This window comes from Thermohalobaculum xanthum (assembly GCF_016623495.1).
Classification (GTDB): domain Bacteria; phylum Pseudomonadota; class Alphaproteobacteria; order Rhodobacterales; family Rhodobacteraceae; genus Thermohalobaculum; species Thermohalobaculum xanthum.
This window is the reverse complement of the sequence record NZ_JAEHHL010000001.1, coordinates 274,262-301,103: the sequence shown is the minus strand read 5'-3', so window position 1 is coordinate 301,103 and position 26,842 is coordinate 274,262. Positions and strand designations below refer to the sequence as shown.

Here is a 26,842-nt window from a genome sequence, read left to right as displayed (position 1 = left end):
GCCCCGCCCGAACCTGGAATTCCCGGACCGCATCGCAGACAGGGCCCGATGACACCGCTCTCGCCCCCCGCCCCCGCCGAGATCCGCGCCGGCTCGCCCGACCGGCTGGGCGCGCATCTGACCGGCGAGGGGGTGAACTTCGCGGTATTCTCGGCGAACGCGGCGCAGATCGAGGTCTGCCTCTTTGACACCGAGGGACGCGAGACCGCGCGCGCAGCCCTGCCCGAGCGCACCGGCGACATCTGGCACGGCGAGATCCCGGGTCTTTCCGCCGGCACGCTCTACGGCCTGCGGGCGCATGGCGCCTATGCGCCCGAGCGCGGCCTGCGCTTCAACGCGCACAAGCTGCTGATCGACCCCTACACGCGGGCACTGTCGGGCCGGTTCGTGGAATCGGACGCGATTTACGGCTACGACCGGCGTGCGCCCGGGGCGGATCTGACCTTCGACACGCGCGACAGCGCGCCCTTCGTGCCCAAATGCGTGGTTGTCCCGCCCGAAGCCGCGCCGCCCCCCCCGCCCCGGCGCGACTGGGGCGAGACGCTGATCTACGAGGCGCATCTCAAGGGGCTGACCAAGCGGTTTCCCGGGCTCGACCCCGAGCTTGCCGGCACGTGGGAGGCGCTGGGCCAGCCGCGGGTGATCGAGCATCTCCTGCGCCTGGGGGTCACGGCGATCGAGCTTCTGCCGGTGCAGGCCCTGCGCGACGAGGGATTCCTGATCGAACGCGGTCTCACAAACTACTGGGGTTACAACAGTATCGGCTATTTCGCGCCCGAGCCGCGCTACATGGGCCCGCGCGGCCGCGAGGGGATGCGCGCGACAATCGCGGCCCTGCACGGGGCGGGTATCGAGGTGATCCTCGACGTCGTGCTCAACCACAGCGCCGAGGGCGACCACACGGGGCCGACGCTCAGCTTCCGCGGGCTCGACAACCGGTCCTACTACCGGCTCCAGCCGGGGCGCGCGCGCTTCAACATCGACGACACGGGCTGCGGCAACACGCTCGACCTGTCGAACCCCATGGTCGCGCGCATGGCGCTCGACAGCCTGCGGCACTGGGTGACGGACTGGGGCGTCGACGGCTTCCGCTTCGACCTCGCGACCACGCTGGCGCGCGAGGCCGGCGGCTTCGACCCCATGGGCGGATTTCTCGACGCGCTGCGCCAGGACCCGGTGCTGGCCGGCGTGAAGCTCGTGGCCGAGCCCTGGGACGTCGGCCCCGGCGGCTACCGGCTGGGCGGGTTCCCGCCCCCCTTCGCCGAGTGGAACGACCGTTTCCGAGACGATGTGCGCCGCTTCTGGCGTGGCGACGATCATGCGGCGCCAGACCTTGCCGCGCGGCTGATGGGATCGGCCGAGATCTTCGACCGGGCCGGCCGGCGCAGCTGGTCATCGGTGAACTATGTCGCCAGCCATGACGGCTTCACCCTGGCCGATCTCACCACCTATGCCCGCCGGCACAACGAGGCGAACGCCGAGGGCAACCGCGACGGCCATGCCGAGAATTTCAGCGACAACTGCGGCACCGAGGGGCCGGCCGACGTGGCCGGGATCCTGCTGCGCCGCGCGCGCCGCATGCGCAACCTGCTGGCCACGCTGTTTCTGTCGCAAGGCACGCCAATGCTGCTCGCCGGCGACGAGGTCGGCAATTCCCAGTGGGGCAACAACAACGCCTATTGCCAGGACAACGGGATCGGCTGGGTCGACTGGGGGGGCGCGGACGAGGCGCTCCTGCGCTTTGTCGCGCGGCTCTCGGCAGTACGGCGCGCCCATCCCGTACTGCGCCAGACACGCTTCCTGCATGGCGGGACGCGCGACGAGGACGGCGCGCCGGATGTCGAGTGGCAGGACCTGGCGGGCGGCGCGCTCAACTGGCGAAACCCGCGGTTGCGCGGCTTCTGCCTGCGTCTGCGCGGCGCGGCCGAGGCCCCGCCCAGCGCGCGCGTCGCGGGCGACGTGCTGATCGCGGTCAACGGCACGACACAGGCGGCGAGCCTGGCCATGCCCGCCGCGCCCGACGGGATGCGCTGGATGCGCGTGATCGACACGGCCCGTCCCGAGCGTGACGAGGTCCCCGCCGACGAAACCCGGCAGGCGCTCGAGGGCGATTCAGTTGTGCTCTTCGCGGCCTCGCCCGCGCCGGAGGCCGCATGACGCCCGAGCCCCTGCCCGACCCGATCCTCGACCTGGCGGGGCTGGCGGGCATCCTGCCGGCCTGGGTCGACCTTTCGGGCCATGTCCACACCACCACGCGCGAGACCGCCGTGGCGCTCTTGTCCGCGATGGGCCTGATCCGCGCGGCAGGCGACGCCGCCGAGGCCGCCGCGGCGATGCGGGCGGCGCGCGCCGCACGCCACCTGCCGCGGGCGCATGTCGCGCGTGCCTGGCGGCCGTCCGACCTCTCCCTGCCCCGCGGTGCCATCGAGTGGCGGCTGACCTTCGAGACCGGCGGCATCGCCGAGGGCCGCTCGGCCGGCGTGCTCGAACTCCCGGCTCTGCCGCCGGGGCTGCACGAGCTTGCGGTCGGCGACGAGCGCTGCCTGGTGATCGCCTCGCCGGCCGAGGCGCCGTCTGTCGCGGATCTCTGCGGACGCACGCGCATCTGGGGCTTCACGGGAGCGGTGCATGCGCTGCACTCGACGCGCAATCCCGTCGGGCCCGGGGATTACGCGGATCTTGGCGCGGCGGCCGCGGCCCTTGCGCCGCTCGGCGCCGATTTCCTCGGGATCAATCCGCTGCATGCCCTGGGTGCGGCCTACCCCGGATACAGCCCCTACTCGCCGGGCCATCGCGGGTTCCTCGACACCCGCGCCATCGCGCCGGACCGGATCCCGGGCTTCGAACACGATTCCACGGCACAGGCGCTGATCGCGGCGCGTCACGGCCCCGCGGCCAATGGCCTGATCGACCACGAGGCGGCGCGGGCCTGGCGCGACGCCGCGCTGCGAGCGCTGCATCGTGCCTTCGCGGACGATGCGCGTGCCGAGGCGCGCGCGGCGCACGACGCCTTCCGGGCAGCACGCGGTCGCGCGCTCGCGGATTTCGTGCTGTTCGAGGCGCTCTCGCTTCGGCATGGGGGCGACTGGCGAAACTGGCCCGCGGGCATCGAGAGCCCCGAAGCGCCCGGCGCCCGCGCCTTCGCCAGAGAGAACCCCACCGAGCTTGATTTCCACGCCTGGCTGCAATGGGTTGCAGACAGCCAGCTTGGCGCCGCGCAGGACGCGGCGCGCGCAGCCGGCATGGCGCTGGGGATCTATGCCGACCTCGCGGTCGGCGTGCGCCCCGACGGAGCCGAGGTCTGGGCCCGCCCGGGCGTCTTCGCCATGGGCGTGTCGCTGGGTGCACCGCCCGACCAGTTCTCGCCCGACGGGCAGGCCTGGGGCCTCGCGCCCTTCTCGCCCGAGGGGCTCGCCGCTGCCGGCTACCGGCCGTTCATCGAGACAATCCGCGCCGTCATGCGCCACGCGGGGCTGGTGCGGATCGACCATATCCTGGGCTTCGACCGGACCTTCTGGGTGCCGCGCAACGGGGCTCCCGGCAGCTATGTCCGGATGCCGCGCGATGTGCTGATGGCGATCGTCCGGCTCGAAGCCGTCCGCGCCAGCGCCGTCGTGATCGGCGAGGACCTTGGCGTGGTGCCCGAGGGGCTGCGCGAGCGGATGGCCGAATCTCACCTGCACGGCTCGGCCGTGATGCAGTTCGAGCGCGATTTCGCCGGCGATTTCCGTCCGCCCGCGGACTATCCGGCGCGGGCCGCCGCCTCGGTCGGCACCCACGACACCCCGACGATCGCGGGGTGGTGGGAGGCGCGCGACATCGACTGGGCCGAGCGGTTGGGCCGCACCACCGCCGAGGATGCCGCGCGCTGGCGTGGCGCGCGGACCGAGGACCGCCGCCGCCTGCTGCACCTGCTGGCGCGCGAGGGACTGCTGCCCGAGGGCATCGACCCCGCATCGCCGCCGGACGGCCCGCTACCGCCCGCGCTCAACGCAGCGATCCATCGGGCGCTGGCGCGGGCGCCATCCGCGATCCTCGCCGTCCAGATCGACGATGTGCTGGGCACGGTCGAGCAGGCCAACATCCCCGGCACGGTCGATGCCCATCCCAACTGGCGCCGCCCGGTCGCGCGGCCGGTCGAGGCGCTTGCCGGCGACCCGGTGCTCGCCGCCGTCGCGCGCGCCGTGGCCAGCGAGCGGCCGCGCTGAGCCGCCACCCCCTTCCCCCTCGGCCGGGATGCGTTAGTATCCCGCACCGACCCGGCCCGGCAGAGGCCGGTGCAAAGACGACCGCGGGAGACAGACGCGCCCGGAACGGGTCCCGACAGGCAGGCAACCCCGCGCATCCGCACGACGCGCCGGGAAAGGAGAACCCGCGCATGACCTTCGACCACAGCCGCATGCCGCGCGAGCTCGCGCCCGCCGAGCTGGCCGAGGCGACACGCCACCACCTGGTCTACTCGATCGGCAAGACACCGGACGCGGCGAAGCTGAGCGACTGGCGTCTCGCGCTCTCGCGCGCGATCCGCGACCGCATCGTCGACCCATGGGTCGCGACCACGCGGCATGTCTACGCGCATGATCTCAAGCGGGTCTATTACCTCTCGATGGAGTTCCTGATCGGCCGCCTGATCGAGGACGCGGTGAACAATCTCGGGCTCGAGCCGGCCGCGCGCGAGGCGCTCGCCAGCCTCGGTGTCGATTTCGACGCGGCGATGCTGGACGAGCCGGACGCGGCGCTGGGCAATGGCGGGCTGGGGCGGCTCGCGGCCTGTTTCCTCGATTCCATGTCGACGCTTGGCATCGCCGCCCATGGCTACGGCATCCGCTACGACCACGGCCTGTTCCGCCAGAGCTTCCGCGACGGCTGGCAGATCGAGGACGCCGAGGACTGGCTGGCGCAGAGCCACCCCTGGGAGTTCGAGCGCACCGAGGCCGTCTGGCCCATCGGTTTCGGCGGCGAGGTCACCACCCGCGACGGCCGCCCGCGCTGGGAGCCGGCCGAGACCGTGCTGGCCGCGGCCTATGACACGCCGATCCCCGGCTGGCAGGGCCGCTGGGTGAACACCCTGCGGCTGTGGTCGGCCAAGCCCACGAAGATCTTCGACCTCGAGCCCTTCAACCGCGGCGACTACATGGCCGCCGCCGCCCCCGCGGTCCTGGCGCAGACCATCAGCCGGGTGCTCTACCCCGACGACACCACGCCACAGGGCAAGGAGCTGCGGCTGAAGCAGGAATATTTCTTCACCGCGGCCAGCCTGCGCGACCTGATGCGGCGCTTCTTCAGCGACCATGACGACGCGGGCCTGCTGCCGAGCCGCGTGGCGATCCAGCTCAACGACACGCACCCCGCGATCGCGGGGCCCGAGCTCGTGCGGATCCTGATGGACGAGCGCGGCCTGGGTTTCGACGAGGCCTTCGCCATCGCCCGCGGCACGCTTCACTACACCAACCACACCCTGATGCCCGAGGCGCTGGAGAAATGGCCGGCCGAGCTGATGGCGCGGGTCCTGCCGCGCCACATGCAGATCATCGAGCGGATGGACGCCGCGCATGCCGCCGAGATGCGTGCCGCCGGGCGTCCCCGGCCCGACAGCGTGGGTTGCATCCGCGACGGCGAGGTGCGCATGGGCGACCTCTCCTTCATCGCCGCGCGGCGGGTCAACGGCGTCTCGGCGCTGCACACCGACCTGATGCGCCGCACGGTGTTCCGCGACCTGCACGCGCTGCACCCCGATCGGATCGTCAACCAGACCAACGGCGTCACGCCGCGGCGGTGGCTCAGGAGCTGCAACCCCAAGCTCTCGGCCGTGATCACCGAGGCCGCCGGCGAGGGCTGGGAGGCCGATCTCGACCGCCTCGCGGCGCTCGGGCCGCTGGCCGGCGACGCCGCGTTCCGCGAACGCGTGATGGCGGCGAAGCAGGCCAACAAGCGGCACCTCGCCGACTGGATCGGTGCGACCTGCGGGCTGACGGTCGACCCCGGCGCGATGTTCGACGTGCAGATCAAGCGCATCCACGAATACAAGCGCCAGCTGATGAACGTGCTCGAGCTTGCGGCACTGTGGAACGAAATGCGCCGCGACCCCGGCGCCCCGGTGCCGCCGCGGGTGCGGATCTTCGGCGGCAAGGCCGCGCCCGGCTATGCCATGGCCAAGGCGATCATCAAGCTCATCAACGACATCGGCCGCACGATCAACGCCGACCCGGCGATGAAGGGCCGGCTCGCGGTCGTCTACCCGCCGAACTACAACGTCACCATGGCCGAGCGCTTGATCCCCGCGGCGGACCTGTCCGAGCAGATCTCGACCGCCGGGATGGAGGCCTCGGGCACCGGCAACATGAAGCTCGCGATGAACGGGGCGCTGACCATCGGCACGATGGACGGCGCGAATGTCGAGATCCACGAGGCGGTGGGCGCCGACAACATCTTCATCTTCGGACTCGACGCCGAGGACGTGAGCCGGCTGCGCGCCGAGGGGTATGACCCCGGCGCCCATGTCGCCCGTTCCGGGCGCCTGTCCGAGGTGGTGGCGCAGATCCGCGCCGGCGTCTTCTCGGACGGCGATGGCGAGCGTCACCGGGCGGTCGCGGACAATCTGACCGGGCACGACTGGTTCATGGTCGCGGCCGATTTCGACACCTACTGGGACGCGCAGCGCCGGGTCGATGCCGCCTGGGCGGACCCGAACGGCTGGGCGCGCAAGGCGGTGCTCAACATCGCGCCGATGGGGCGGTTCTCGTCGGACCGCACGATCAGGGGCTATGCCCGCGATGTCTGGCAGGTGACGCCGCAATTCTGACCGTACGCGGGGTGCAGAAACGCGCGCCTCGGCCCGGCCCCGCCTCTCAGCCCTCGCCGCCCTCGGGCCTAAGCGGATGCGCCACGGGGTCCTTCGCGCGCAGAAGGTGCCGCGCGAAAACCTCAGCATACGAGCCGTAGACATAGCCGCGGTTTCGGCGCAGCACCTCGTCGCGCCGCGCGCGATAGAGTTCTGGCAGCCGGTACCAGGCGACGCGCGGGCTGGCGTGGTGCACCGCGTGGTAATTGTTGTTGAGAAACAGCAGCGCCAGCGGGCCACGATCCTCGATGATCACGCTGCGCCCGGCCGCCTTCTCATGCGCTCGGTGCTCGAGGAAGGTGCGGATCTTCAGCAGCGACAGCCCCAGATAGGCCGCGAGGAGATACTGCCAGAACGGCACGGTCGCGACGGTGAACAGCCAGGCCAGCACAGGCGCGACGCCCATTGCGTGCAGCACATAGGCGCGGCGCACCGCGCGGTCGCCCGAAGCGATGAGGTGCAGATCGCCCGCATAGAAGGCCGTCAAGCCGATCGCGGGCCCCAGCGCCATGCGCCCGGCCAACGTGTTGTTCGCGCGCAGGAAGGCCTTGCGCCAGCCCGGCAGCCGGCTCCAGACTTCGGGGGCCAGGTAGTTCGATTCCGGATCGTCGTAAGGGTCGGTTAGGATCTCGTCGCGATGATGCGCCAGATGCGTCTCCCGGAACCGCTCGTAAGGCACGAAGAAACCAAGCGCCACGAAGACGAGCGCATCAGACCGCCGCTGGTCCGCGAAGGGATGCCCATGCAGCACCTCGTGCTGCAGCGACGAGTGCAGCGCCAGCACCACACCCAGAAGCGGCACCGCGAGCCAGCCGCCCAGCGCATCGGCATTGAGCGTCAGCAGGGCGAATGCAACATAGCAAAAAACGATGAGGATGAGTGTAGGCCACTCGAAGGGAACCGGTTTTTTGAGCGCGTCGAGCGATTCGGACATCTTTGACCACACGAAAACGTGATCTTTGTTACACCGAATCGTCGCGGTTGCGAAGAGGAATATTGCAGTTGCGTGACGCTCTCAGCGCATGGCTGCAACAGCCAGCATGCCGTCGAGATCGAGGAACTTCTCGAGATGATCAGCCAGCGCGTCCAGCGTCGCCTCGACCGAGGCGTCGTAACCCTGCCCCGACGGCGCCACGCCCATTCGCGCAAGAAACCCCGCCCGGTAATCGTCGGATGTGAACAGGCCGTGCAGGTAGGCGCCCATGACCCGGCCATCGGGGCTTGCGGCGCCCTCGGCCTCCGCGCCCAGCCGAAACAGAGGGCGGGCCCGGTCGGGGCCGTCGGTGCGACCGATATGGATCTCGTAGCCGGCGACCGGCAGCCCCGTGGCGATCTCGACCGCATCGATCCGGGTCAGCGTCTTGTCGGGCGTCATCACCGTCTCGACGTCGAGAAGGCCCAGGCCCTCGCTCACGCCGGGCGCGCCCTCGATCCCCTCGGGGTCGGCAATCCGACGTCCCAGCATCTGGTAGCCGCCGCAGATCCCCAGGATCCGCCCGCCGCGCCGCCGATGGGCCAGGAGGTCGATGTCCCAGCCCTGCTCGCGCAGGAAGGCGAGGTCGCCACGCGTCGATTTCGAGCCGGGCAGGATCACGAGGTCGGCATCCCCCGGCAGCGCCTCGCCCGGGCGCACCATCACCACCGACACGCCGGGCTCGAGCTTGAGCGGGTCTAGATCGTCGAAATTCGCGATGCGCGAGAGCATTGGCACGGCAATCTTCACGCGCCCGCCAGCGGTGTCGGCGCGGATGTCAGCGGCATCCTCGGCAGGCAGCCGATTGGCACCCTGAAACCAGGGCACGATGCCGAATCCCCGCCAGCCCGTGGTCTCGGCGATCATCGCAAAGCCGTCGTCGAACAGCGTAACATCGCCACGAAACTTGTTGATCAGAAAGCCTTTTACGCGTCCAGAGTCCTCGGGCGGAAGCACCGCCTTCGTGCCCACGATCTGGGCGATCACGCCGCCCCGGTCGATGTCGCCGGCCAGGATCACCGGCAGGTCGGCGGCTTCGGCAAAGCCCATGTTGGCAATGTCGCCCGTGCGCAGGTTCACCTCGGCCGGGCTGCCCGCCCCTTCGACCAGCACGAGGTCGGCCTCGGCCTCCATGCGTCCAAAGCTGTCGAGCACGCCGGCCAGCAGCTGCGGCTTCAGCCGCGCGTAGTCGCGCGCCATGGCATGGGTCAGCCGCCTGCCCTGCACCACCACCTGCGCGCCCTTCTCGGATTCGGGCTTCAACAGCACGGGGTTCATGTGGACCGTGGGCTCGACGCCGGCCGCGCGGGCCTGCAACGCCTGGGCGCGCCCGATCTCGCCGCCATCCGCGGTGACGGCGGCGTTGTTCGACATGTTCTGCGGCTTGAACGGCCGCACCTTCAGCCCGCGACGCGTGAAGGCGCGCGCAAGCCCCGCGACCAGCACCGACTTGCCGACATTCGAGCCGGTGCCCTGGATCATCAGCGCGGGCGTGCGCGTCATCGCGGCCCGCCCTTGAGCGTCAGCGGCAGGCCTGCGGCCACGAACTCGACATGGTCGGCCACGGCAGCGATGCGCTGATTGAGTCGCCCCTGTGCATCGCGAAAGGCCCGGCCCAGTTCGTTCATCGGTGCCAGCCCCAGCCCGATCTCGTTCGACACCAGCACGATCCGGCCCGGAGCCGCCTCGATCGCGGCGACCAGGCGCGCCGTCTCGGCCTCGGGGTCGCGCCCGTGGTGCATGAGGTTCGACAGCCACAGCGTCAGGCAGTCGACCAGGATCGTCGTGCCCTCGGCGGCATGGGCGGCGATCGCTCCGGCAAGGTCGAGCGGCTCCTCCACCACCTGCCAGCTGTCGCCGCGCTCGGCCCGGTGGCGGGCGATGCGGTCGGCCATCTCGGCATCGAGCGCCTCGGCCGTCGCCACGAAGACATGCGGCGGCTCGGCCGCAAGCGTCAGCGCCCGCGCCGACTTCCCGGAGCGCGCGCCACCAAGAATGAGCAATGTTTCATGCATTTAAGTTGTCTTTCACGCGTGAAAGCACGATCGGCCGGGCGTAGGGCACGGGCGTGGTGAAGACCGTCTCGAAGCTCGCCCCGGCAAGGATCATGCGCGCCGCCCGGATCGGCCCGGCATGGCTCACGATCACCGCCCCACGCGGCGCGCGCGCCAGCATCGCGCCGACCCGGGCATGGAGCGCGCCAAAGGTCTCGCCGCCCGGCGGGGCGACGCGCCAGGGGTCGGCGGCCCAGGGGTCGCTCTCGGCGCGGTCGATGTCGTCCCAGGCTCGCCCCTCCCAGGCGCCGAAATCGAGCTCGGCAAGCCCGGGCTCGATCGCAACCGTCAGCCCGTCGCGGGCAGCCAGCGCATCGGCCAGCGCCCGGCAGCGGGCGGCGGGGCTGGCGAGCACGGCCTCGGCCCGCGGCGTTGCCGCCAGCGCTTGCCCGATCGACGCACCCGCATCGGCCGCAAGCCCCAGGTCGAGGCGGCCATAGCAGATGCCGGGGGCCACGTCGGGCCGTGGATGGCGCAGGAAGATCATGTGCCCCCCCATGCCGCGGCGAAGACCAGCATTGCCGCCGTTTCGGCCAGCGAGGCAATGGCGCCATAGCCGTCGCCGGTCATGCCTCCCACGCGCCTGCGCATGATCCGCACGACCAGCCCCATCACGACCAGCGCAGCCACCAGCGCGCCGAGGCCCGCCCAGCCGCCAGCCAGCGCGGCGGCGAGGCCCAGCCCCAGCGCCAGACCGACACCACGCCCATCCGCGCCCTGCCCGAGCATCCGCCCCAGCCCATCGGGCCGCGCGGGCGCGGCGATGCAGCTTGCCGGCACCATCGCGGCCCGCGCCGCGGTCGCCGCGATCACGAGCGCGAGCGCGCCATCGGCAGCGCTCAGGGCCGCCAGCGCCGCCCATCTCAGGCCAACCGCGAGGCCGACGGCCAAGAGCGCATAGCTGCCGATCCGCGAGTCGCGCATGATCTCGAGCGCGCGCTCGGCCGTGGCGCCGCCGCCCAGCCCGTCCGCGACGTCGCCCAGCCCATCCTCGTGCATCGCCCCGGTCGCGAGCAGCATCGCCGCCAAGGCCAGTCCCGCTGCGACCGCCGCCGGCAGGACCTGCACCGCGCCCCACCAGACCCCCGCGCCGATCAGGCCCACCAGGGCCCCCGCGACGGGAAAGAACGCCAGCGCCGCGCGCAGCCGCCCCTCCTCCCATCCCGGGTCGGGCACGGGCAGGCGCGTGAGAAACTGGATCGCGCTGAGGACCGGGCCAAGGCGCATCGCTCAGGCCCCGCCACGTCCCGAGACGCCCGCGCTCTCGAAGGTCGCCATCTCGGCCAGCATCCTCGCGGCCGCGCGGACGATGGGCACGGCCAGCAGCGCGCCCGTCCCCTCGCCCAGCCGCATGTCGAGGTCGAGCAGCGGGTCGACGCCCAGATGCGCCAGCATCAGCCGGTGGCCGGGCTCGTGGCTGCGATGGGCGAAGAGGCACGACGCCCGCGCCTCGGGCCGCGCCGCCAGCGCCACCATCGCCGCCGCGGTCGAGATGTAGCCGTCGACCAGGACCGCCACGCCCGCCGAGGCCGCACCGATCAGCGCGCCCGCCATTGCGGCGATCTCGAACCCCCCGAAGGCCGCGAGCGCGTCGAGCGGCGCGAGGCGTCCCGGCCGGCGCGCGGCGGCGCGCTCGAGGATCGCGATCTTGCGCGTCACGCCGGGCGCGTCGAGCCCCGCACCGGGGCCGGCCAGCGGCGCCAGCGGAAGGCCTTCGACTGCATGGGCCAGCAGCGCCGCGGTCGAGGTGTTGCCGATCCCCATCTCGCCCAGCGCGATCACCCGTACGCCGCGCGCCGCGGCATCGCGCGCAAGCGCCGCGCCAAACTCCAGCGCGGCCTCGACCTCGGCCGGGCTCAGCGCGTCCTCGGCCGCGGCGTTGCGGGTGCCGCGCCTGATCCCCGCGCGGACCAGGCCCGGGGCGACGGGCAGGTCCGAGGCGACACCGGCGTCGATCACCTGCACGCCCACCCCCGCCGCGCGGGCGAAAACATTGGCCGCAGCCCCGCCGCCCAGGAAATTCAGCACCATCTGCGCCGTGACCTCGGCCGGCCAGGCCGAGACCCCCTCGGCCACGATGCCGTGGTCGGCCGCGAAGATCATCAGCTCGGCCGGATCCGCCTCGGGGTCATCGCGCCGCTGGGCTAGCCCAAGCGCAATGGCGAGATCCTCGATCCGGCCCAGCGAGCCGGGCGGCTTGGTCTTGGCGTCGATGCGCGCCGCGATGCGGGCGGCGAGGCCTTCGGGCACGGGCGGGATGGTCAGCGCCTCGAGCATCTCAGTCGTCGAGCCTCGGCGGCGTCGGCGCAGCGGCAAGGACCGGCAGCCGCGCGATGAAATGCCCCTTCACGCCTTGCGGCCACTGCTTGAAGGGCACCTGCCCGGTCGCGCTGTCGCGGTGAAGCCCCGCGTAATCGACGACCGCCCCGGCTGCCTCGGCATCGGGCGCGAACTTGCCGAGCACATAGGTGATCTTGCCATCGGCCATCACGGCGGTGTTGCAGTGGCGCTCGCAGCCCATCAGGCACGAGGTGCGGCGCACCTCGATCCCCTCGCGCCCGGCGGCGAGGCGCTCGACCTCGGCGGCCAGGATCTCGCCGCCGGTCATGCCGCAGGGCGCGGTCTTCTCCTCGACCGAGTAACGGCAGGTGTCGCAGACGACGATGGTGGTCACAGGCTGGCGCATCTTCTCCCCGGCTCGGCATGGCGCCCGGCTCGCGGGGGCAACCGCGCGCGACCTTGGGACAGCGGCGCGCGCCCTGTAAAGCGGTTTTGGACGCGCGCGGCACGCCATGTCGCGCCACCGCCCCGATGCGGCGCTTTTTCGTTTGAGCCTTGGGCGCCGGACGCGTAAGCACGTCGGGTGAACAGCGCACCCGGTGGACGGGGGCGGAGCGGATTCGGGCACGGAGCCGACCCAACACGGGGTCTCCACCCGAGGCTGTTCGTACCGGGCACGCACTGGCGCGCCCGCCCGTCCTGCCGGCCATTGTCAGGAGGGGATCCCCATGAAGAAGCTCGCAGCCCTGCTCGCCGCCGTGCCCGCCACGGCCCTCGCCCATCCCGGCCATTACGCCGAGACTGCGGGGCACACCCACTGGCTGGCCCTGGGCGCGATGGGCCTGGCGGGCCTCGTCACCGCCGTCGCGGTCGTGCGCCGCGCCCGCAGCATCCGCCGTGCGCGGAAGGATGTGCGGGCGGAGACCCGCTGATGTCCCGCATCGGGGTGATGGTCTGCGGCCACGGCTCGCGCAGCCAGGCCGCGGTCGACGAATTCGCCGTGGTGGCCGAGCGCCTGCGCCCGGTCTTTCCGGACTGGCCGGTCGAATACGGCTATCTCGAATTCGCGAACCCCGTGCTTCGCGACGGGCTCGACCGGCTGCGCGAGGCCGGGTGCGACCACATCCTGGCGGTGCCCGGGATGCTGTTCGCGGCGATGCACGCGAAGAACGACATTCCCTCGGTGCTCAACACCTATGCCGCGCAGCACGGCATCAAGATCCAGTACGGACGCGAGCTTGGCGTCGACCCCAAGATGGTCGCGGCGGCGGGCGAGCGCGTGCGCGAGGCCGTCGACCGCGCCAATGCCGAGTTGGGTGAGGTGCCGCTTTCCGACACCTGCCTGGTGGTGATCGGCCGCGGCGCCTCGGATCCGGACGCCAATTCCAACGTCGCCAAGATCACGCGGCTGTTGTGGGAGGGGATGGGCTTCGGCTGGGCCGAGACCGGCTATTCCGGCGTGACCTTCCCGCTGGTCGAGCCCTGCCTCGAGCGCGCCGCTCGGCTCGGCTTCCGCCGGATCGTCGTGTTCCCCTATTTCCTCTTCACCGGGATCCTGATCGACCGCATCTACGGCTTCACCGACCAGGTGGCGCGGGCGCATCCCTATCTTCAGTTCGTCAAGGCGGGCTATCTCAACGACCACCCGCAGGTGATCGCGACCTTCGCTGAGCGCGTGACCGAGATCCTCGAAGGCCAGAACGCGATGAACTGCGCGATGTGCAAGTACCGCGCGCAGGTCCTGGGCTTCGAGGCCGAGGTCGGCATGCCGCAGGAGAGCCACCACCACCATGTCGAGGGCCAGGGCGCCTCGGCCCCCGGCTCGAACGTCGAGGACTGCACGCTCTGCGACACGTTCTGCACGGGGGCATGCCGGCTGGCGATGGAGGATGCGGGCCAGGGGCATCATCACGGGCACCATCATGTGCACAGCCACGGGCACGGGCATCACCGCCACGACCATGACCACCCGCACGATCACACCCATGATCATGATCACGACCACGATCATGCCCACGGGGATGACGGGCACGACCATCACCACCCGCCCTACCCGCACGCCAAGCACCCGCTGGGTCCCGAGAGCGTGCGCAAGTACCTCAAGGGCGTGAAGGGGTGACGACGCTCTTCGACAGCGTTCTTATCGTCGATTGGTCCTCGGCCGCGTCCCCGGTGACCGGCGCCAACAGCATCTGGCTGGCGCTGGCCTCGGACGGCGCGGTCAGGCTGGTCGAGAACCACCCGACCCGCGCGGCCGCCATCGAGCGGATCGCCGGGCTTCTGGCGGCCGAGGCGGATGCGGGCCGACGCGTGCTCGCGGGTTTCGACTTCCCCTTCGGCTACCCGGCCGGCACGGCACGGGCCCTGACAGGGTGCGACGGCTGGCGCGCGATCTGGGATCACCTCGCGACGCTGATCGAGGATGCCCCCGACAACGCGAACAACCGGTTCGAGGCAGCGGCACGGCTCAACGGCGCCTTCCCGGGCGACGGGCCGTTCTGGGGCCGCCCTCGGGGACGCGCCCTGCCCGCCCTGCCCGAGAGGAAACCCGTCCGCCATCGGGACCACCCGCCCGAGCGCCGTGCCGTCGAGGCGCGCTGCCGCCGGGCGCAGCCCGTGTGGAAGCTCTACACGACGGGCGCTGTGGGCGGTCAGGTGCTGACCGGGCTCCCCGCGCTCGCGCGCCTGCGCGCCGGCCCCCGGCTTTCGGGCCGCGTCGCGATCTGGCCGTTCGAGACGGGGCTCGCGACCCCCGCAGCGCCGGTGGTGCTGGCCGAGGTTTATCCCTCGCTGCTCGACGCCGAGATCCGGGCGGCACAGGCGGCGGACGAGGTGATGGACGCAGCACAGGTCCGCGTGACCGCCGCAGCCTATGCCGCGCTCGACCGCGCGGGTGGGCTGGGGCCCCTCTTTGCCGGCGCGCCGGGGATGACGGACACCGAGCGCGCCGCAGCCGAGCGCGAAGAGGCCTGGATCCTGGGTGTCGGACACGAGCCCGCGCTGGCGATGGCGGCACGCCGCGCATGCGCACGGCCCCGGGCCGCCGCCTGCGCGGCGGAGGGGGACCAAACCCGCAGCGAGGTCATCGCTTTCCCCACCACCCCCAAGCCAATGCATTACGAGCGCGACCCGCACGAGATCTACCGCCAGTCGTGGGAGACGGTTCGCGCCGAGGTGCGGCTCGCTCACCTGCCTTCCGACCTGCACGAGGTCGCGATCCGCATGGTCCATGCCTGCGGCATGACGGACGTTCCGAACCGGCTCGCCTGGTCGGACGACGTGGCGGCTGCGGCGCGCGGTGCGCTCGCGTCGGGCGCGCCGATCCTGTGCGACGCCGAGATGGTGGCGAGCGGCATCGTCCGCGCGCGCCTGCCTGCCGGAAATGACGTCATCTGCACGCTCAACGATCCCGCCGTCGCGCCCCTGGCGGCCGAGATCGGCAATACCCGCTCCGCCGCCGCCGTGCGCCTGTGGCGCGACCGGCTCGCGGGCGCGGTCGTGGTGATCGGCAACGCGCCGACCGCACTTTTCCACCTTCTCGAGCTCATGGACGAGGGCTGGCCGCGGCCGGCGGCGATCATCGGGCTGCCGGTGGGCTTCGTCGGCGCGGCGGAATCCAAGGCGGCACTTTGTGCCGACCCGCGTGGCGTGCCGTTCATCACGCTGCGCGGGCGCCGTGGCGGATCGGCGATGGCGGCGGCTGCGGTGAACGCGCTGGCAGCGGGGCTCGAGGCACCGCGATGACGGCGCCCTGGCTCACCATCGCAGGCATCGGCGAGGACGGGATGGCCGGCCTCTCGGCCGCCGCGCGCCGCGCGGTCGAGCAGGCCGAGATCATCATCGGCGGCGAACGCCACCACGCGCTGGCCCCCGGCCTCACAGCCGAGCGGGTCGCATGGCCCTCGCCCTTCGACGCGCTTGTCGATCTGATCCGCGCCAATCGCGGACGCCGCGTCGTCATCCTGGCGACCGGCGACCCGCTGTGGTTCTCGGTCGGCGCGCGGATCGCCAGCGCCATCCCGCGCGAGGAGATCGTCTTCCACCCGCAGCTCTCGGCCTTCCAGTGGGCGTCGTGCCGGATGGGCTGGTCGCTCGCCGATGTCGAGACGCTGACCGCGCATGGCCGTCCGGCGGCACAGGTTATCCCCGCCTTCTGGCCGGGCGTGCGGCTCCTGATCCTGACCTCGGGGCCCGAGACGCCGGGCGAGATCGCCCGGCTTCTGGTGGCGCGCGGTTACGGCGACTCCGCGATGACCGTGCTTGGAAACCTGGGGGGCGAGGCCGAAAGCCGGATGGAGGGCACGGCGCGCGACTGGGCGGCGTCGAACCCCGCGGTGAACGTGCCGCCCCTGCACACGCTGGCGGTCGAATGCCGCGGCACGCCCGACCTGCTGCTGGGCCGCGTGCCTGGCCTGCCGGACGAGGCCTTCACCCATGACGGCAAGATCACCAAGCGCGAGGTCCGCGCGGTCACGCTCTCGCGCCTGATGCCCTCGCGCGGCGCGCTGTTGTGGGACATCGGAACTGGCTGCGGATCCGTCGCCATCGAGTGGATGCGCGCGGCCCCCGACGCGACCGCCGTGGGTTTCGACCTCAGGCCGGAGCGGCTTGAGATGGCCCGCCGCAATGCCGAGGAACTGGGCACCCCGCGCCTTGCGTTGATCGAGGGCGCGGCACCGGGCGTGTTGGCATCCCTGCCTGCGCCCGTGGGCACCAAGCCCGACCTGCGCCGACCCGATGCCGTCTTCATCGGCGGAGGCCTAGCGCGCGAGACCGTGGCTGCGGCCTGGTCCGCGCTGAAGCCCTCGGGCCGGCTGGTCGCGAATGCCGTGACGCTCGAATCCGAGGCGCTTCTGATCGCGCTCCAGTCCGAGTTGGGGGGTGAACTCACCCGCCTATCGGTGGCGCGCGCGGGCCCGGTGGGCGGGCTGACCGGCTGGCGCCCGATGATGCCGGTGACGCAGTGGAGCCTGTTGAAGTGACGGCAACGACAGCGAATAGCGGCGACGCGGCGCCGGGCACGCTCTCAGGCACGCTCTGGGGCGTGGGCGTGGGTCCCGGCGACCCCGAGCTGATGACGCTCAAGGCCCACCGGCTGATCAGCGGCGCGCGCGTGGTGGCCTATCCCGCCCCCGACACCGGCCCGAGCCTTGCGCGCGAGATCGCGGCCGGGTCGATCGCCGCGGGCGCCGAGGAAATCCCGATGATCGTCCCGATGCGCACCGATCGCTTCCCGGCGCAGGAGGTCTATGCCGACGCGGCCGAGCGCATCGCCGCCCGCCTTGCCGCGGGCGAGGACGTGGTGTGCCTGTGCGAGGGCGACCCGTTCTTCTACGGATCCTTCATGTATCTCTTCGCGCGCCTCGTCGACCGCTTCCGGATCGAGGTGGTGCCCGGCGTTTCCTCGCTGGGCGCCTGCGCGGCCGCGCTGCGCCGCCCTCTGACCGCCCGCAACGACGTGCTCACGGTGATCCCCGCGCCGCTGCCCGATGCCGCGCTGCGCGCCCGGATCGAGGGCGCGCAGGCCGTCGCCATCATGAAGCTGGGCCGGCACCTGGGCCGGGTGCGCCGCCTGCTCGACGAGCTGGGCCTGACAGTGCAAGCGGGCTATGTCGAGCGCGCCTCGCTGGGCGCCGAGGCTGTGCGCCCGCTGAGCGAGGCCCCCGACCCCGCGCCCTATTTCTCGATGATCCTGCTCTACAAGGGGGATGACCCGTGGCTGAGCTGACCCCCGTAGTGATCTGCCTCTCCCGCTCGGGCGAGGACGTGGCGAAGCGTGTCGCCCTGGCCCTGGGCGCGCCCGTGCATGGCCGCGAGGGCCGCGTCGCGAACGCCGACGCGTTCTTTGCCAATGCGCTCGACCATGTGCGCAACCTGTTCGCCGCGCGCGTGCCCGTCGTCGGCGTCTGCGCCGCCGGGATCCTTGTGCGCGCAGTGGCGCCGCTGCTTTCCGACAAGCGGGCCGAGCCGCCGGTGCTGGCGGTGGCCGAGGACGGCTCGACCGTCGTGCCGCTGCTGGGCGGGCACCGGGGGGCGAACCGGCTGGCGCGCCGCGTGGCCGATGCGATCTCGGCCGTTGCCGCGGTCACGACCGCCGGCGACCTCTCGCTCGGCCTCGCGCTCGACGAGCCCCCCGCGGGCTGGCGCCTCGCCAACCCGGACGACGCCAAGCCCGCGATGGCCGCGGTGCTGGCCGGCGCGCCGGTGGTGGTCGCGGGCGAGGCGGACTGGCTGGCCGCCACGGCACGTGCCGGAACTGGCGCGCCCGTGACCCTGATCGCCACCGAGGCGCCGGTGCCCGGCGGGGCCGACCGCCTCGTCTACCACCCGCAGCGCATCGCGCTGGGCGTGGGCTGCGCCCGCAACTGCCCCGAGGACGAACTGGGCGCGCTGGTCGATGCCGCGCTGGCCGAGGCCGGGGTCGCCCCGGGCGCCGTCGCGGGGGTCTTCTCGCTAGACCTGAAGGCCGACGAGGCGGCCGTGAACGCCGTTGCCCGACGGCTCGGCGTGCCGCTGCGGGTGTTCGACGCCGCGACGCTCGAGGCCGAGGCGCCGCGCCTCGCGACGCCCTCGGAGGTCGTCTTCGCCGAGGTCGGCTGCCACGGCGTGGCCGAAGGCGCCGCGCTCGCGGCCGTCGGCCCGGCGGGCACGCTGATCCTCGACAAGCGCAAGTCGGCCAACGCCACGGTCGCCATCGCCCGCGCGCCCGAACCGCTCGCCGACCTGCCGGGCCGCGCTCGCGGCCGCGTCGCCCTTGTCGGCATCGGGCCCGGTCAGGCCGAATGGCGCACGCCCGAGGCCTCGCGCCTGATCGCCGAGGCCGACGAACTGGTGGGCTACGGGCTCTACATCGACCTTCTCGGCCCCCTCGCCGCCGGCAAACAGCGCCGCGATTTCCCGCTGGGCGGCGAGGAGGACCGGTGCCGTTATGCGCTGGAGCGCGCGGCCGAGGGCGTCAACGTCGCCATCATCTGTTCGGGCGACGCCGGCATCTACGCCATGGGCGCGCTGGTCTTCGAGCTTCTCGACCGCGCGGCGCATGGCGTCTCGGACGCAGCCCGCCGGGTCGAGGTGCTTTCGGCCCCGGGCGTCTCGGCGCTCCAGGCCGCAGCGGCGCGGGCGGGCGCGCCGTTGGGCCATGACTTCTGCGCGATCTCGCTCTCGGACCTCCTGACCCCGCGCGAGGACATCATCCGGCGGGTGCGCGCGGCGGCCGAGGGCGATTTCGTGATCGCCTTCTACAACCCCGTCTCGATGCGCCGGCGCACGCTGCTGGCCGAGGCGCGCGAGATCCTGCTGCGCCACCGCCCGGCGGACTGCCCGGTGCTGCTGGCAAGCTCGCTTGGCCGGCCGGAGGAAACAATCCGATACCGTGCCCTCGCGGAACTGCAGGTCGACGAGGTCGACATGCTGACAGTGGTTCTGGTCGGCTCGTCACAGTCACGGCTCGCGCGGCTTGGCGAAGGGCCGCGGATGTTCACGCCGCGGGGTTACGCAAAGAAGATCGAGGGAGCGGCATGACCGTCCATTTCATCGGCGCGGGTCCCGGCGATCCGGATCTGATCACCGTCAAGGGGCTCAGGCTGATCCAGTCCTGCCCGGTCTGCCTTTATGCCGGCAGCCTGGTGCCCGAGGCCGTCGTCGCCGCCGCGCCCGAGGGCGCGCGGGTGATCGACACGGCGCCCATGACGCTCGACCAGATCATCGCCGAGATCGAGGCCGCGCATGCGCGGGGCGAGGACGTGGCGCGGGTCCATTCCGGCGACCCCTCGCTCTACGGCGCGATCGCCGAGCAGATCCGGCGGCTCAGGACGCTTGGCATCCCCTTCGACATCACGCCCGGCGTGTCGGCCTACGCCGCCGCCGCCGCCGCGCTGGGGCGCGAGCTCACGATTCCCGAGGTCGCGCAGACCGTGATCCTGACGCGCACGGCGATGAAGTCCTCGGCCATGCCGCCGGGCGAGGATCTCGCGACGCTGGGCCGGACCGGCGCGACGCTGGCGATCCACCTCTCGATCCGGAACCTGCTGGAGATCGAACGCACGCTCGCGCCGCTCTACGGGCCCGACTGCCCGGTCATCGTCGCCTACCGCGTCGGCTGGCCCGACCAGTGCTTCATCGAGGGCACGCTGTCGAACATTCGCGAGAAGGTTCGCGCCGCCAAGATCACGCGCACGGCGTTGATCCTGATCGGGCGGGCGCTCGCGGAACAGGACTTCCGCGACTCGGCGCTCTACGACGGGGCGCATCCCCACATCCTGCGCCCCAAGCGCAGCGCGTGAGGCGAGAGCGCCCCGGCACTTGGCGCCTAAGTCCTCGGCGCCTCAGTCCTTGGCGTAGGGGTTCTCGCCCTTCCTCAGCGTGAAGCGGATCGGCACGCCCTCGATGCCGAAGTCGCGCCGCAGCCCGTTGACGAGGTAGCGGACATAGCTGTCCGGCAGGTCCTCGGGCCGCGAGCAGAAGGCGACGAAACCCGGCGGGCGCGTGCGCACCTGGGTCATGAAGCGCAGACGGATCCGGCGACCGCGGACCGCCGGCGGCGGATGCATCTCGGTCTGCTCGATCAGCCAGCGGTTCAGCCGGTTCGTCGGCACGCGGATGTTCCACATCCGGTGCATCTTGCCGATCGCCTCTCGCAGGCGGTCGAGCCCCTTGCCGGTGAGCGCCGAGACGGTCACCAGCGGCGTGCCCTTGAGCTGCGGCAGAAGCCGCTCGGCACGCTCGCGCAGATCGGCCAGCGCACGCGGCTTGTCCTCGACCTGGTCCCACTTGTTGACGGCGAAGACCACGGCGCGGCCCTCGCGCTCGGCGAGGTCGGCGATGCGCAGGTCCTGGGCCTCGAAGGCGTTGTCGGCATCCATCAGCACGACCACGACCTCGGCGAAGCGTACCGCGCGAATCGCGTCCGAGGTCGAGAGCCGCTCGACCTTCTCCTGCACCTTGGCCTTCTTGCGCAGCCCGGCCGTGTCGAAGATGCGGAACGGCCGCCCGCCCCAATCGGTGGTGACGGCGATGGCGTCGCGCGTGATTCCGGCCTCGGGCCCGGTCAGCAGGCGGTCCTCGCCCAGCACCGCGTTGACCAGGGTCGACTTCCCGGCATTGGGGCGGCCGACGACGGCGATCTGCAGCGGCCGGTTCTCGGCCAGCGCGTCCTCCTCGGCGTCGGGATCGAACTCGATCTCGGCGGCAGCGGCCTCGAAGCGCTCGGCATAGGGCTCGAGCGTCGCATAGAGGTCGCCCATCCCCTCGCCATGCTCGGCCGAGATGGCGAGCGGCTCGCCGAGGCCCAGTTCGAACGCCTCGTAGAGACCCGCCTCCCCGGCGCGCCCTTCCGACTTGTTGGCGACCAGGATCACCTCGGTGCCGCGCTTGCGCAGGATCTCGGCAAAGATCCGGTCCACGGGCGTGATGCCGCTGCGCGCGTCGATCACGAAGAGGCACAGGTCCGATTCGGCGACCGCGCGTTCGGTCAGGCGGCGCATGCGTGCGGGCAGGCTGTCGTCAGTCGCATCCTCGAGCCCGGCGGTGTCGACGACGGTGAAGCGCAGGTCGCCCAGCCGCCCCTCGCCCTCGCGCAGGTCGCGCGTGACGCCCGGCTGGTCATCCACCAGCGCCAGCCGCTTGCCGACGAGGCGGTTGAACAGGGTCGATTTGCCGACATTGGGCCGGCCGATGATGGCGAGGGTAAAAGACATGGCGGCGTTGTCTACGCGTTGCCGGGGCGGGTGGCAAGCAGCCTTGCGCGGACTGCAATCGAAAGCTCTGGCGCCGTGCGCCAAGGAAGGCCATTAGGGGGGCTCAGATCCATTCCGGCGCCGCGTCCGGGCCAATTTCCGGCCCGACCGTCGCATGCGCCCAATTCCGGAGGCTCTCGAGCAATGATCGCCGGTCTGACCGACAACATGCGCGGCGCTGCTTTCATGTCGGTCAGCATGGCAGGCTTCGTGGTCAACGACACGCTGGTCAAGCTGGCCTCGTCCGATATGAGCGTCTTTCAGCTCCTGTTCGTGCGCGGTCTGATGGCCAGCGCCCTGATCGCGGTCATCGCCTGGCGCGCCGGCGCCTTCCGGGCCCACATCGTGCCACGCGACCGGCGGGTGCTGGCGCTGCGGGTCGTGGGCGAGATGGCGGCGGCGACGCTGTTCCTCACCGCACTGTTCCAGATGCCGCTGGCGAATGTCACCGCGATCCTGCAATCGGGCCCGCTCGGCATCACGCTCGCGGCCGCGGTTTTTCTTGGCGAGCCCGTGGGTTGGCGCCGCGTGTCGGCCATCATCATCGGCTTCACGGGCGTTCTGCTGATCGTGCGGCCGGGGGCCGAGGGCTTCTCGTCCGCCTCGCTGTTCGCGATCGCCGCGGTCGCCTTCGTCGTCCTACGCGAGCTTGCGACCCGCCAGCTCTCGCCGGGCGTGCCGTCGCTGCTGGTCGTGTTCGCCACCGCCAGCGCGGTCAGCATCATGGGGGGCGCGGTGACCCTGTTCGACGACTGGCGCCCGCTCAGCGGCCCCACGCTGGCGCTGCTGGCCGGATCGGCGATCGCCGTCAATGTCGGCTACTTCTTCGGCGTGAAGGCCGTGCGCGTCGGCGAGATCGGCTTCGTCGCGCCGTTCCGCTATGCCGTGATGATCTGGGCGCTGGTCCTGGGCTATGCCGTGTTCGGCGACCTGCCCGACGCGCTGACCCTGACCGGCGCCGCGCTGGTCGTGGGCAGCGGCGTCTACAGCTTCCACCGCGAGCAGCGCCTCGCCCGCGCTGCCGCCGCCGCCGCGCGCCGGGCCGAAGGCGCGCGCGGCGTCCTCTGAGCCCTGCCCACGCGCGGCGTCAGCGCAGGGCCTGCACCGTGCCCCGGTCGGTCAGCACGAAGATCGTGTCGCCCGATACCACCGGCCCGGTGATCGACCCGCCAGCGAGGTCGATGCGGCTCAGTTCCTCGCCGCCCACGCCGTCGAAGGCGATCAGCTCCCCCTCGGACGAGGTGATCAGCAGCCGTCCCTCGACCAGCACCGGGCCGGAATACGAAATCGGGTCCTCCCGGTCCTCGGGGTCGTCGAAGGCCTGAAGCTCGGTCTCCCAGATCGTGGTGCCGTCGCGCGCCGAGATGCGCATCAGCTTCGAATCGTCAGTGGTGACGAAGACCGTGTCGCCCGCCGCCCAGATCGGCCCCTGCGCGCCGACCGACCGGGTCCAGGCCCGCTGGCCCGAGCGCGCGTCGATGGCGACCATGCGCCCGGCCTGGTTGGCCGCGATGACATAGGGGCCGACGACCACCGGATCGCCGGTCACGTCCGAGATTGCCGCACGGGCAAGGCCGCGCCTTCCGCCGGACAGCACCGCGCTCCACAATCGGCGCCCGCTGCGCGCCTCGATGGCGATCAGCTCGCCCGAGGCGAAGGGCAGGAACGCCAGTCCGCCAGCCAGCGACGGGCTGGCCCCACCCAGAACGCCCGCGTCCGAGGTCACCGAAGGAACCCGCCAAACCGGCGTGCCCGTCTCGGCATCCAGCCCGAAGGCACGGTTGTCGCGGGTCACCGCCACGACAAGGCCGGCCTCGGCCGCCGGCGCCGCGCGCACCGGGGCGCCCAGCGGAGTGCGCCACGCGATCTCGCCCGAGGCAGGGTCAAGCGACACGACCTCGCCGAACCCCGTGGCGGCGAAAATCCGGCCACCCGAGGCGGCAAGCCCGCCGCCAAAGCCCTCGCGCCCGCTCTCGCCCTCGGGCGACAGGTCGACCCGCCATTTCTCGGTGCCGCTCGCGGCATCGAGCGCGCTGACCTCTGCAGCGGCGTCCATGGCGTAGACGACACCGCCGACCACGATGGGCGCGCTGGTGATCGCGCTCTCGGAGCTGCTGCCGGCGCCGATGTCCCGACTCCAGGCCACCGCCAGCGACGCGGGCCCGGCCAGGTGACCCGAGTTGTGCGAGGCGCTTCCGTTGGTTTGCGTCCAGTCGCGAATCTCGCGCGGCTGTGGCAGCGCGGCGCCGCCGAAGTTGCTGGGGGCGGCCGAGGATTCGGAACGCAGACGGATGCGCTCGCCTTCGAGGATCTCCTCGTCATCGAAGAGCCCGCAGCCGCTCAGCAAAGCCGCCGCGGCGATGACCATCGCCGTCGTCCGCGCCACCGCGCCGACCGAACGCCACTCACCCCTCATGCGTCGTCCCTCCCCTGCGCCGCCGGACCAGGCCGACGGCGGGATCAATATCCTCTTGCACCACGCGGCTCCGGCGCGGCTCAGCTCGCCGACGCCGCCGGCCCCAGCGTCTGTATCACCGCCTGTACGCGGCTGCGCGTCTCGCCCGTCGCTGCGGGATCCGAGACGATGGCATCGAGATCCGCGCGCGCCGCCGCGACATCGCCCGCGTTGAGCGCCAGCGCCGCGCGCAGCTCCAGCGCCAGCAGCCGGTAGGGCGCACCCTCGGCGACCAGCGGCGCAAGCTCGGCGATCATCTCGTCCGGCGCCGCGCTCGCCGAACGCAGCCGGATCGCCTCGAGGCGCGCGAGATCGGTATAGGCCGCGCCCGCCTGCGCCTCGGCCGCAACCTGCTCATAGGTGGCAATCGCCGCGTCGGTGTCGCCCGAGGCCGCCTGCGCCTCGGCCATCCGCAGCCCGGCGAGCGCGGCAGCCGCACCCTCCTGCTGCGCGATCAGTGCCTGGTGCGCCGCGACATCGCCCGCCGCGACGGCCAGGAACGCCTCGCCACGCTCGGCGCGGGCCTGCAGTTCCTGCTGCTCGAGCCACGACCACACCGCCGTGCCGCCCACGATCACCGCGATCGCGCCGATCACCAGCGCTCCGTACTTCTTCCACAGACGGAACATCCGGTCCTGCCGGACTTCCTCGCTCACCTCGCGGATGAAGCTGTCGGTATCGCTCACACTGCCCCCATGACGGTTGCGCCCGCTGTCCGGGCCGCGCGCACATTATCGCCGCCGTCGCCCCAGTCAAAGGCGGAAGTGCCCTGCCGAGCCGATCCCGCACGGCTCATTTCGCCGCGCGCGGTGCACGCTGGAAGAAATCCGGCGGATTGATCCAGTCGCAATAGGTCCCGTCCGGAGCATAGAAGCCCTCGAGATGCGCCTCGGGCGCGACTCGCTCGCGCGCCTCGTCGCTCAGGGCGATCAGGGTCGCGATGTCCTCGGTGCCCGTGACTGCCAGTATTCCGGGAGCGGACAGCGCGAACGGGCCAAAGAACGGGATGCGCCGGGCGATGGCGGGCGCCGCGGCAAGATCGCCCGGCGTCAGCATGGTCGAAACCTCGCGCGTCTCGTCCCAGGCCGTGACCTCGCCGACGCCCAGCCGCGCGAAGGCCTCGCCCAAGGGGCGCTCGAGAATCGGCGCCACCGTGTCCTCCCACGGCGCCGCCAATTCGTTGGCGGCCAGCGTGCGCTCGATCCGGTCGACCAGACGGGCATCGGCATCGTCGCGGTTCGCGGCCAGCGCCGCGCACCACAGCGCCAGCGCGAATGTCGGGAATGGCGGTGTTCCGACCGCGCGGCGCAACTCGTCCCAGCGGACCGGCCGCGCGGTCTTGATCGCGTCGAGATCGTCCTCGCCGCCGCGATGCAGCGCCACGCGGTGAAGCGGGTGCAGGGCCACAAATACATGGTCGTATACACCCGCCCACCAGTCGTGCAGCTCGATCTCGAGCGGCGGGTAGGCAATCTCGCGCGGGGGCGTGCTCACTTCTTCTTGTAGGTGTGCTCGTCGCCCGGGAAGCTGCGCGCCTGCACCTCGGTCGCGTAGGTTGTGACCGCGTGGCGCATCATCTCCTCCATGGTGCCGTAGCGCTTCACGAAGGACGGGACGGTCGGGAACAGGCCGACCATGTCCTCGAACACCAGGATCTGGCCGTCGCAGTTCGCCGAGGCGCCGATGCCGATGGTGGGAATCGAGATCGCGTGAGTGATCCGGTCTGCCAGCGGCGCCGCCACCCCCTCGACGACGACCGAGAAGGCGCCCGCCTCCTCGACCGCCTTCGCGTCATCGACGACCGCGTCGAATTGCGCCTCGTCGCGCACGGCCTTGAACCCGCCGGCGGTGTTCATCGCCTGGGGCATCAGCCCGATATGCGCCATCACCGGGATCCCGCGCCGGGCGAGGTACTGGATCGTCGGTGCCATCTCGCGCCCGCCCTCGAGCTTGATCGCGTGGCACCCGGTCTCCTTCACCACCCGGCTCGCGTTGCGGAACGCGACCTCGGGGCTTTCCTCGAAGCTCCCGAAGGGCATGTCCACGACGACCAGGGACCGCTCGGCCCCGCGCACCACGGCCTGGCCGTGCATGATCATGTGCTCAAGCGTCACACCCAGAGTGTTCGGCATGCCGTGGATCACCATGCCGAGGCTGTCGCCCACCAGCAGCAGGTCGCAGACCTCATCACAGATCCGCGCGACATGGGCGGTATAGGATGTCAGGCAGACCAGCGGGTCGCCGCCCTTGCGTGCCATGAAGGCCGGCACGGTCATGCGCTTGCGCCCACCCGGTTTCTGGTCCGGGTCGCTGATCGCGGATTTCTTCGAGATGGTGCTCCGCGTGGACATCGCTCTACTCCCTCTGCGCCGTGGCGGGGCGACGACCATAGCCCGGCGCCATGCGACGGTGAAGGGGCCTGAAGCGGGGCCTTGCCGGGCCTCCGCGTGTTTACGCCGCGGCACCCTTCCCCGCACGTCACGAAGCGATTATCTTCTGCACTGC

Annotated in this window: 23 protein-coding genes; 11 read left to right on the top strand and 12 right to left on the bottom strand. The window is 71.7% G+C overall.

Annotated elements, in window-relative coordinates; genetic code table 11:
* Window positions 1-48: 48 nt before the first annotated feature.
* The 3 genes from glgX to H0I76_RS01425 all read left to right on the top strand — a co-directional run bounded on the left by glgX (window position 49) and on the right by H0I76_RS01425 (window position 6,802).
* Window positions 49-2,157, top strand: coding sequence for a glycogen debranching protein GlgX (glgX, locus tag H0I76_RS01435; protein WP_200606064.1), 2,109 nt, complete (start codon window positions 49-51; stop codon window positions 2,155-2,157).
* A complete protein-coding gene (gene malQ, locus H0I76_RS01430; RefSeq protein ID WP_200606062.1) occupies window positions 2,154-4,208 on the top strand; it encodes a 4-alpha-glucanotransferase in 2,055 nt (684 codons plus the stop codon). Before glgX ends, malQ begins: the two co-directional genes overlap by 4 nt.
* 170 nt (window positions 4,209-4,378) lie before the next feature.
* Window positions 4,379-6,802, top strand: coding sequence for a glycogen/starch/alpha-glucan phosphorylase (locus H0I76_RS01425; protein ID WP_407704239.1), 2,424 nt, complete (start codon window positions 4,379-4,381; stop codon window positions 6,800-6,802).
* Between the two features lie 46 nt (window positions 6,803-6,848).
* Here H0I76_RS01425 and H0I76_RS01420 read toward each other — a convergent pair whose 3' ends face one another.
* The 7 genes from H0I76_RS01420 to H0I76_RS01390 all read right to left on the bottom strand — a co-directional run bounded on the left by H0I76_RS01420 (window position 6,849) and on the right by H0I76_RS01390 (window position 12,554).
* On the bottom strand, window positions 6,849-7,775 hold the full coding sequence (locus H0I76_RS01420) for a fatty acid desaturase (RefSeq protein ID WP_200606060.1): 927 nt from the start codon (window positions 7,773-7,775) through the stop codon (window positions 6,849-6,851).
* Window positions 7,776-7,856: 81 nt separating this feature from the next.
* Window positions 7,857-9,317: a cobyric acid synthase gene (locus tag H0I76_RS01415; protein WP_200606058.1), complete on the bottom strand. Its 1,461-nt coding sequence runs from the start codon at window positions 9,315-9,317 to the stop codon at window positions 7,857-7,859.
* Window positions 9,314-9,829, bottom strand: coding sequence for a bifunctional adenosylcobinamide kinase/adenosylcobinamide-phosphate guanylyltransferase (gene cobU, locus H0I76_RS01410; RefSeq protein WP_200606055.1), 516 nt, complete (start codon window positions 9,827-9,829; stop codon window positions 9,314-9,316). The genes H0I76_RS01415 and cobU overlap by 4 nt, the downstream gene beginning before the upstream one ends.
* A complete protein-coding gene (locus tag H0I76_RS01405; RefSeq protein WP_200606052.1) occupies window positions 9,822-10,355 on the bottom strand; it encodes a histidine phosphatase family protein in 534 nt (177 codons plus the stop codon). Before H0I76_RS01405 ends, cobU begins: the two co-directional genes overlap by 8 nt.
* Window positions 10,352-11,095, bottom strand: a complete 744-nt coding sequence (gene cobS, locus H0I76_RS01400) for an adenosylcobinamide-GDP ribazoletransferase (RefSeq protein ID WP_200606049.1) — start codon at window positions 11,093-11,095, stop codon at window positions 10,352-10,354. The genes H0I76_RS01405 and cobS overlap by 4 nt, the downstream gene beginning before the upstream one ends.
* Before the next feature lie 3 nt (window positions 11,096-11,098).
* On the bottom strand, window positions 11,099-12,145 hold the full coding sequence (cobT, locus tag H0I76_RS01395) for a nicotinate-nucleotide--dimethylbenzimidazole phosphoribosyltransferase (protein WP_200606047.1): 1,047 nt from the start codon (window positions 12,143-12,145) through the stop codon (window positions 11,099-11,101).
* Window position 12,146: 1 nt separating this feature from the next.
* Window positions 12,147-12,554, bottom strand: coding sequence for a DUF1636 family protein (locus H0I76_RS01390; RefSeq protein WP_200606044.1), 408 nt, complete (start codon window positions 12,552-12,554; stop codon window positions 12,147-12,149).
* Between the two features lie 322 nt (window positions 12,555-12,876).
* On the opposite strand from H0I76_RS01390, the gene H0I76_RS01385 reads away from it, so the two are divergent.
* From H0I76_RS01385 to cobM, 7 genes are read left to right on the top strand one after another with little or no spacing between them, the layout of a single operon-like run.
* Window positions 12,877-13,080 carry a DUF6732 family protein gene (locus H0I76_RS01385; protein WP_200606042.1) on the top strand — a complete coding sequence of 68 codons (204 nt, stop codon included), beginning with the start codon at window positions 12,877-12,879 and terminating at the stop codon, window positions 13,078-13,080.
* Window positions 13,080-14,267: a sirohydrochlorin chelatase gene (locus tag H0I76_RS01380; RefSeq protein ID WP_200606038.1), complete on the top strand. Its 1,188-nt coding sequence runs from the start codon at window positions 13,080-13,082 to the stop codon at window positions 14,265-14,267. The genes H0I76_RS01385 and H0I76_RS01380 overlap by 1 nt, the downstream gene beginning before the upstream one ends.
* The gene (locus H0I76_RS19825; RefSeq protein WP_325166157.1) at window positions 14,264-15,892 is read left to right on the top strand and encodes a precorrin-8X methylmutase; all 1,629 of its coding nucleotides are present in this window, start codon (window positions 14,264-14,266) and stop codon (window positions 15,890-15,892) included. The genes H0I76_RS01380 and H0I76_RS19825 overlap by 4 nt, the downstream gene beginning before the upstream one ends.
* Window positions 15,889-17,130 carry a precorrin-6y C5,15-methyltransferase (decarboxylating) subunit CbiE gene (gene cbiE / locus H0I76_RS01370; protein ID WP_200606034.1) on the top strand — a complete coding sequence of 414 codons (1,242 nt, stop codon included), beginning with the start codon at window positions 15,889-15,891 and terminating at the stop codon, window positions 17,128-17,130. The genes H0I76_RS19825 and cbiE overlap by 4 nt, the downstream gene beginning before the upstream one ends.
* On the top strand, window positions 17,127-17,876 hold the full coding sequence (cobI, locus tag H0I76_RS01365) for a precorrin-2 C(20)-methyltransferase (protein ID WP_325166155.1): 750 nt from the start codon (window positions 17,127-17,129) through the stop codon (window positions 17,874-17,876). The genes cbiE and cobI overlap by 4 nt, the downstream gene beginning before the upstream one ends.
* Entirely contained in the window at window positions 17,873-19,669 is a 1,797-nt protein-coding gene (gene cobJ, locus H0I76_RS01360; RefSeq protein ID WP_200607756.1) for a precorrin-3B C(17)-methyltransferase, read from the top strand. Before cobI ends, cobJ begins: the two co-directional genes overlap by 4 nt.
* Window positions 19,666-20,430 (top strand): precorrin-4 C(11)-methyltransferase, encoded by a 765-nt coding sequence (gene cobM / locus H0I76_RS01355; protein WP_200606032.1) that lies wholly within the window; start codon window positions 19,666-19,668, stop codon window positions 20,428-20,430. Before cobJ ends, cobM begins: the two co-directional genes overlap by 4 nt.
* A 42-nt stretch (window positions 20,431-20,472) precedes the next feature.
* Here the strand turns inward: cobM and der are convergent, their stop codons facing one another.
* Window positions 20,473-21,843: a ribosome biogenesis GTPase Der gene (gene der / locus H0I76_RS01350; RefSeq protein ID WP_200606030.1), complete on the bottom strand. Its 1,371-nt coding sequence runs from the start codon at window positions 21,841-21,843 to the stop codon at window positions 20,473-20,475.
* A 183-nt stretch (window positions 21,844-22,026) separates the two neighbouring features.
* Here der and H0I76_RS01345 point away from each other — a divergent pair, with 183 nt between their 5' ends.
* Window positions 22,027-22,950: a DMT family transporter gene (locus H0I76_RS01345; RefSeq protein ID WP_200606029.1), complete on the top strand. Its 924-nt coding sequence runs from the start codon at window positions 22,027-22,029 to the stop codon at window positions 22,948-22,950.
* Between the two features lie 19 nt (window positions 22,951-22,969).
* On the opposite strand, the gene H0I76_RS01340 is transcribed toward H0I76_RS01345, so the two are convergent.
* From H0I76_RS01340 to panB, 4 genes are all read right to left on the bottom strand, one after another.
* Window positions 22,970-24,298 carry an outer membrane protein assembly factor BamB family protein gene (locus H0I76_RS01340; protein WP_200606027.1) on the bottom strand — a complete coding sequence of 443 codons (1,329 nt, stop codon included), beginning with the start codon at window positions 24,296-24,298 and terminating at the stop codon, window positions 22,970-22,972.
* An 80-nt stretch (window positions 24,299-24,378) separates the two neighbouring features.
* Window positions 24,379-25,023, bottom strand: coding sequence for a tetratricopeptide repeat protein (locus tag H0I76_RS01335; RefSeq protein ID WP_200606025.1), 645 nt, complete (start codon window positions 25,021-25,023; stop codon window positions 24,379-24,381).
* A gap of 106 nt (window positions 25,024-25,129) precedes the next feature.
* On the bottom strand, window positions 25,130-25,831 hold the full coding sequence (locus H0I76_RS01330; RefSeq protein WP_200606022.1) for a hypothetical protein: 702 nt from the start codon (window positions 25,829-25,831) through the stop codon (window positions 25,130-25,132).
* On the bottom strand, window positions 25,828-26,613 hold the full coding sequence (gene panB / locus H0I76_RS01325; protein ID WP_200607754.1) for a 3-methyl-2-oxobutanoate hydroxymethyltransferase: 786 nt from the start codon (window positions 26,611-26,613) through the stop codon (window positions 25,828-25,830). Before panB ends, H0I76_RS01330 begins: the two co-directional genes overlap by 4 nt.
* Between the last annotated feature and the right edge of the window lie 229 nt (window positions 26,614-26,842).

Excerpts from the sequence above, each read along its gene's own strand:
- H0I76_RS01425 (WP_407704239.1), top strand. The coding sequence starts at position 4,379 with ATGACCTTCGACCACAGCCGCATGCCGCGCGAGCTCGCGCCCGCCGAG.
- H0I76_RS01405 (WP_200606052.1), bottom strand. The coding sequence starts at position 10,355 with ATGATCTTCCTGCGCCATCCACGGCCCGACGTGGCCCCCGGCATCTGC.
- H0I76_RS01345 (WP_200606029.1), top strand. The coding sequence starts at position 22,027 with ATGATCGCCGGTCTGACCGACAACATGCGCGGCGCTGCTTTCATGTCG.
- cbiE (WP_200606034.1), top strand. The coding sequence starts at position 15,889 with ATGACGGCGCCCTGGCTCACCATCGCAGGCATCGGCGAGGACGGGATG.
- der (WP_200606030.1), bottom strand. The coding sequence starts at position 21,843 with ATGTCTTTTACCCTCGCCATCATCGGCCGGCCCAATGTCGGCAAATCG.
- panB (WP_200607754.1), bottom strand. The coding sequence starts at position 26,613 with ATGACCGTGCCGGCCTTCATGGCACGCAAGGGCGGCGACCCGCTGGTC.
- cobU (WP_200606055.1), bottom strand. The coding sequence starts at position 9,829 with ATGCATGAAACATTGCTCATTCTTGGTGGCGCGCGCTCCGGGAAGTCG.
- H0I76_RS01380 (WP_200606038.1), top strand. The coding sequence starts at position 13,080 with ATGTCCCGCATCGGGGTGATGGTCTGCGGCCACGGCTCGCGCAGCCAG.
- cobS (WP_200606049.1), bottom strand. The coding sequence starts at position 11,095 with ATGCGCCTTGGCCCGGTCCTCAGCGCGATCCAGTTTCTCACGCGCCTG.
- H0I76_RS01415 (WP_200606058.1), bottom strand. The coding sequence starts at position 9,317 with ATGACGCGCACGCCCGCGCTGATGATCCAGGGCACCGGCTCGAATGTC.
- H0I76_RS01385 (WP_200606042.1), top strand. The coding sequence starts at position 12,877 with ATGAAGAAGCTCGCAGCCCTGCTCGCCGCCGTGCCCGCCACGGCCCTC.
- glgX (WP_200606064.1), top strand. The coding sequence starts at position 49 with ATGACACCGCTCTCGCCCCCCGCCCCCGCCGAGATCCGCGCCGGCTCG.
- H0I76_RS01390 (WP_200606044.1), bottom strand. The coding sequence starts at position 12,554 with ATGCGCCAGCCTGTGACCACCATCGTCGTCTGCGACACCTGCCGTTAC.
- H0I76_RS01340 (WP_200606027.1), bottom strand. The coding sequence starts at position 24,298 with ATGAGGGGTGAGTGGCGTTCGGTCGGCGCGGTGGCGCGGACGACGGCG.
- cobT (WP_200606047.1), bottom strand. The coding sequence starts at position 12,145 with ATGCTCGAGGCGCTGACCATCCCGCCCGTGCCCGAAGGCCTCGCCGCC.
- H0I76_RS01420 (WP_200606060.1), bottom strand. The coding sequence starts at position 7,775 with ATGTCCGAATCGCTCGACGCGCTCAAAAAACCGGTTCCCTTCGAGTGG.
- malQ (WP_200606062.1), top strand. The coding sequence starts at position 2,154 with ATGACGCCCGAGCCCCTGCCCGACCCGATCCTCGACCTGGCGGGGCTG.
- cobM (WP_200606032.1), top strand. The coding sequence starts at position 19,666 with ATGACCGTCCATTTCATCGGCGCGGGTCCCGGCGATCCGGATCTGATC.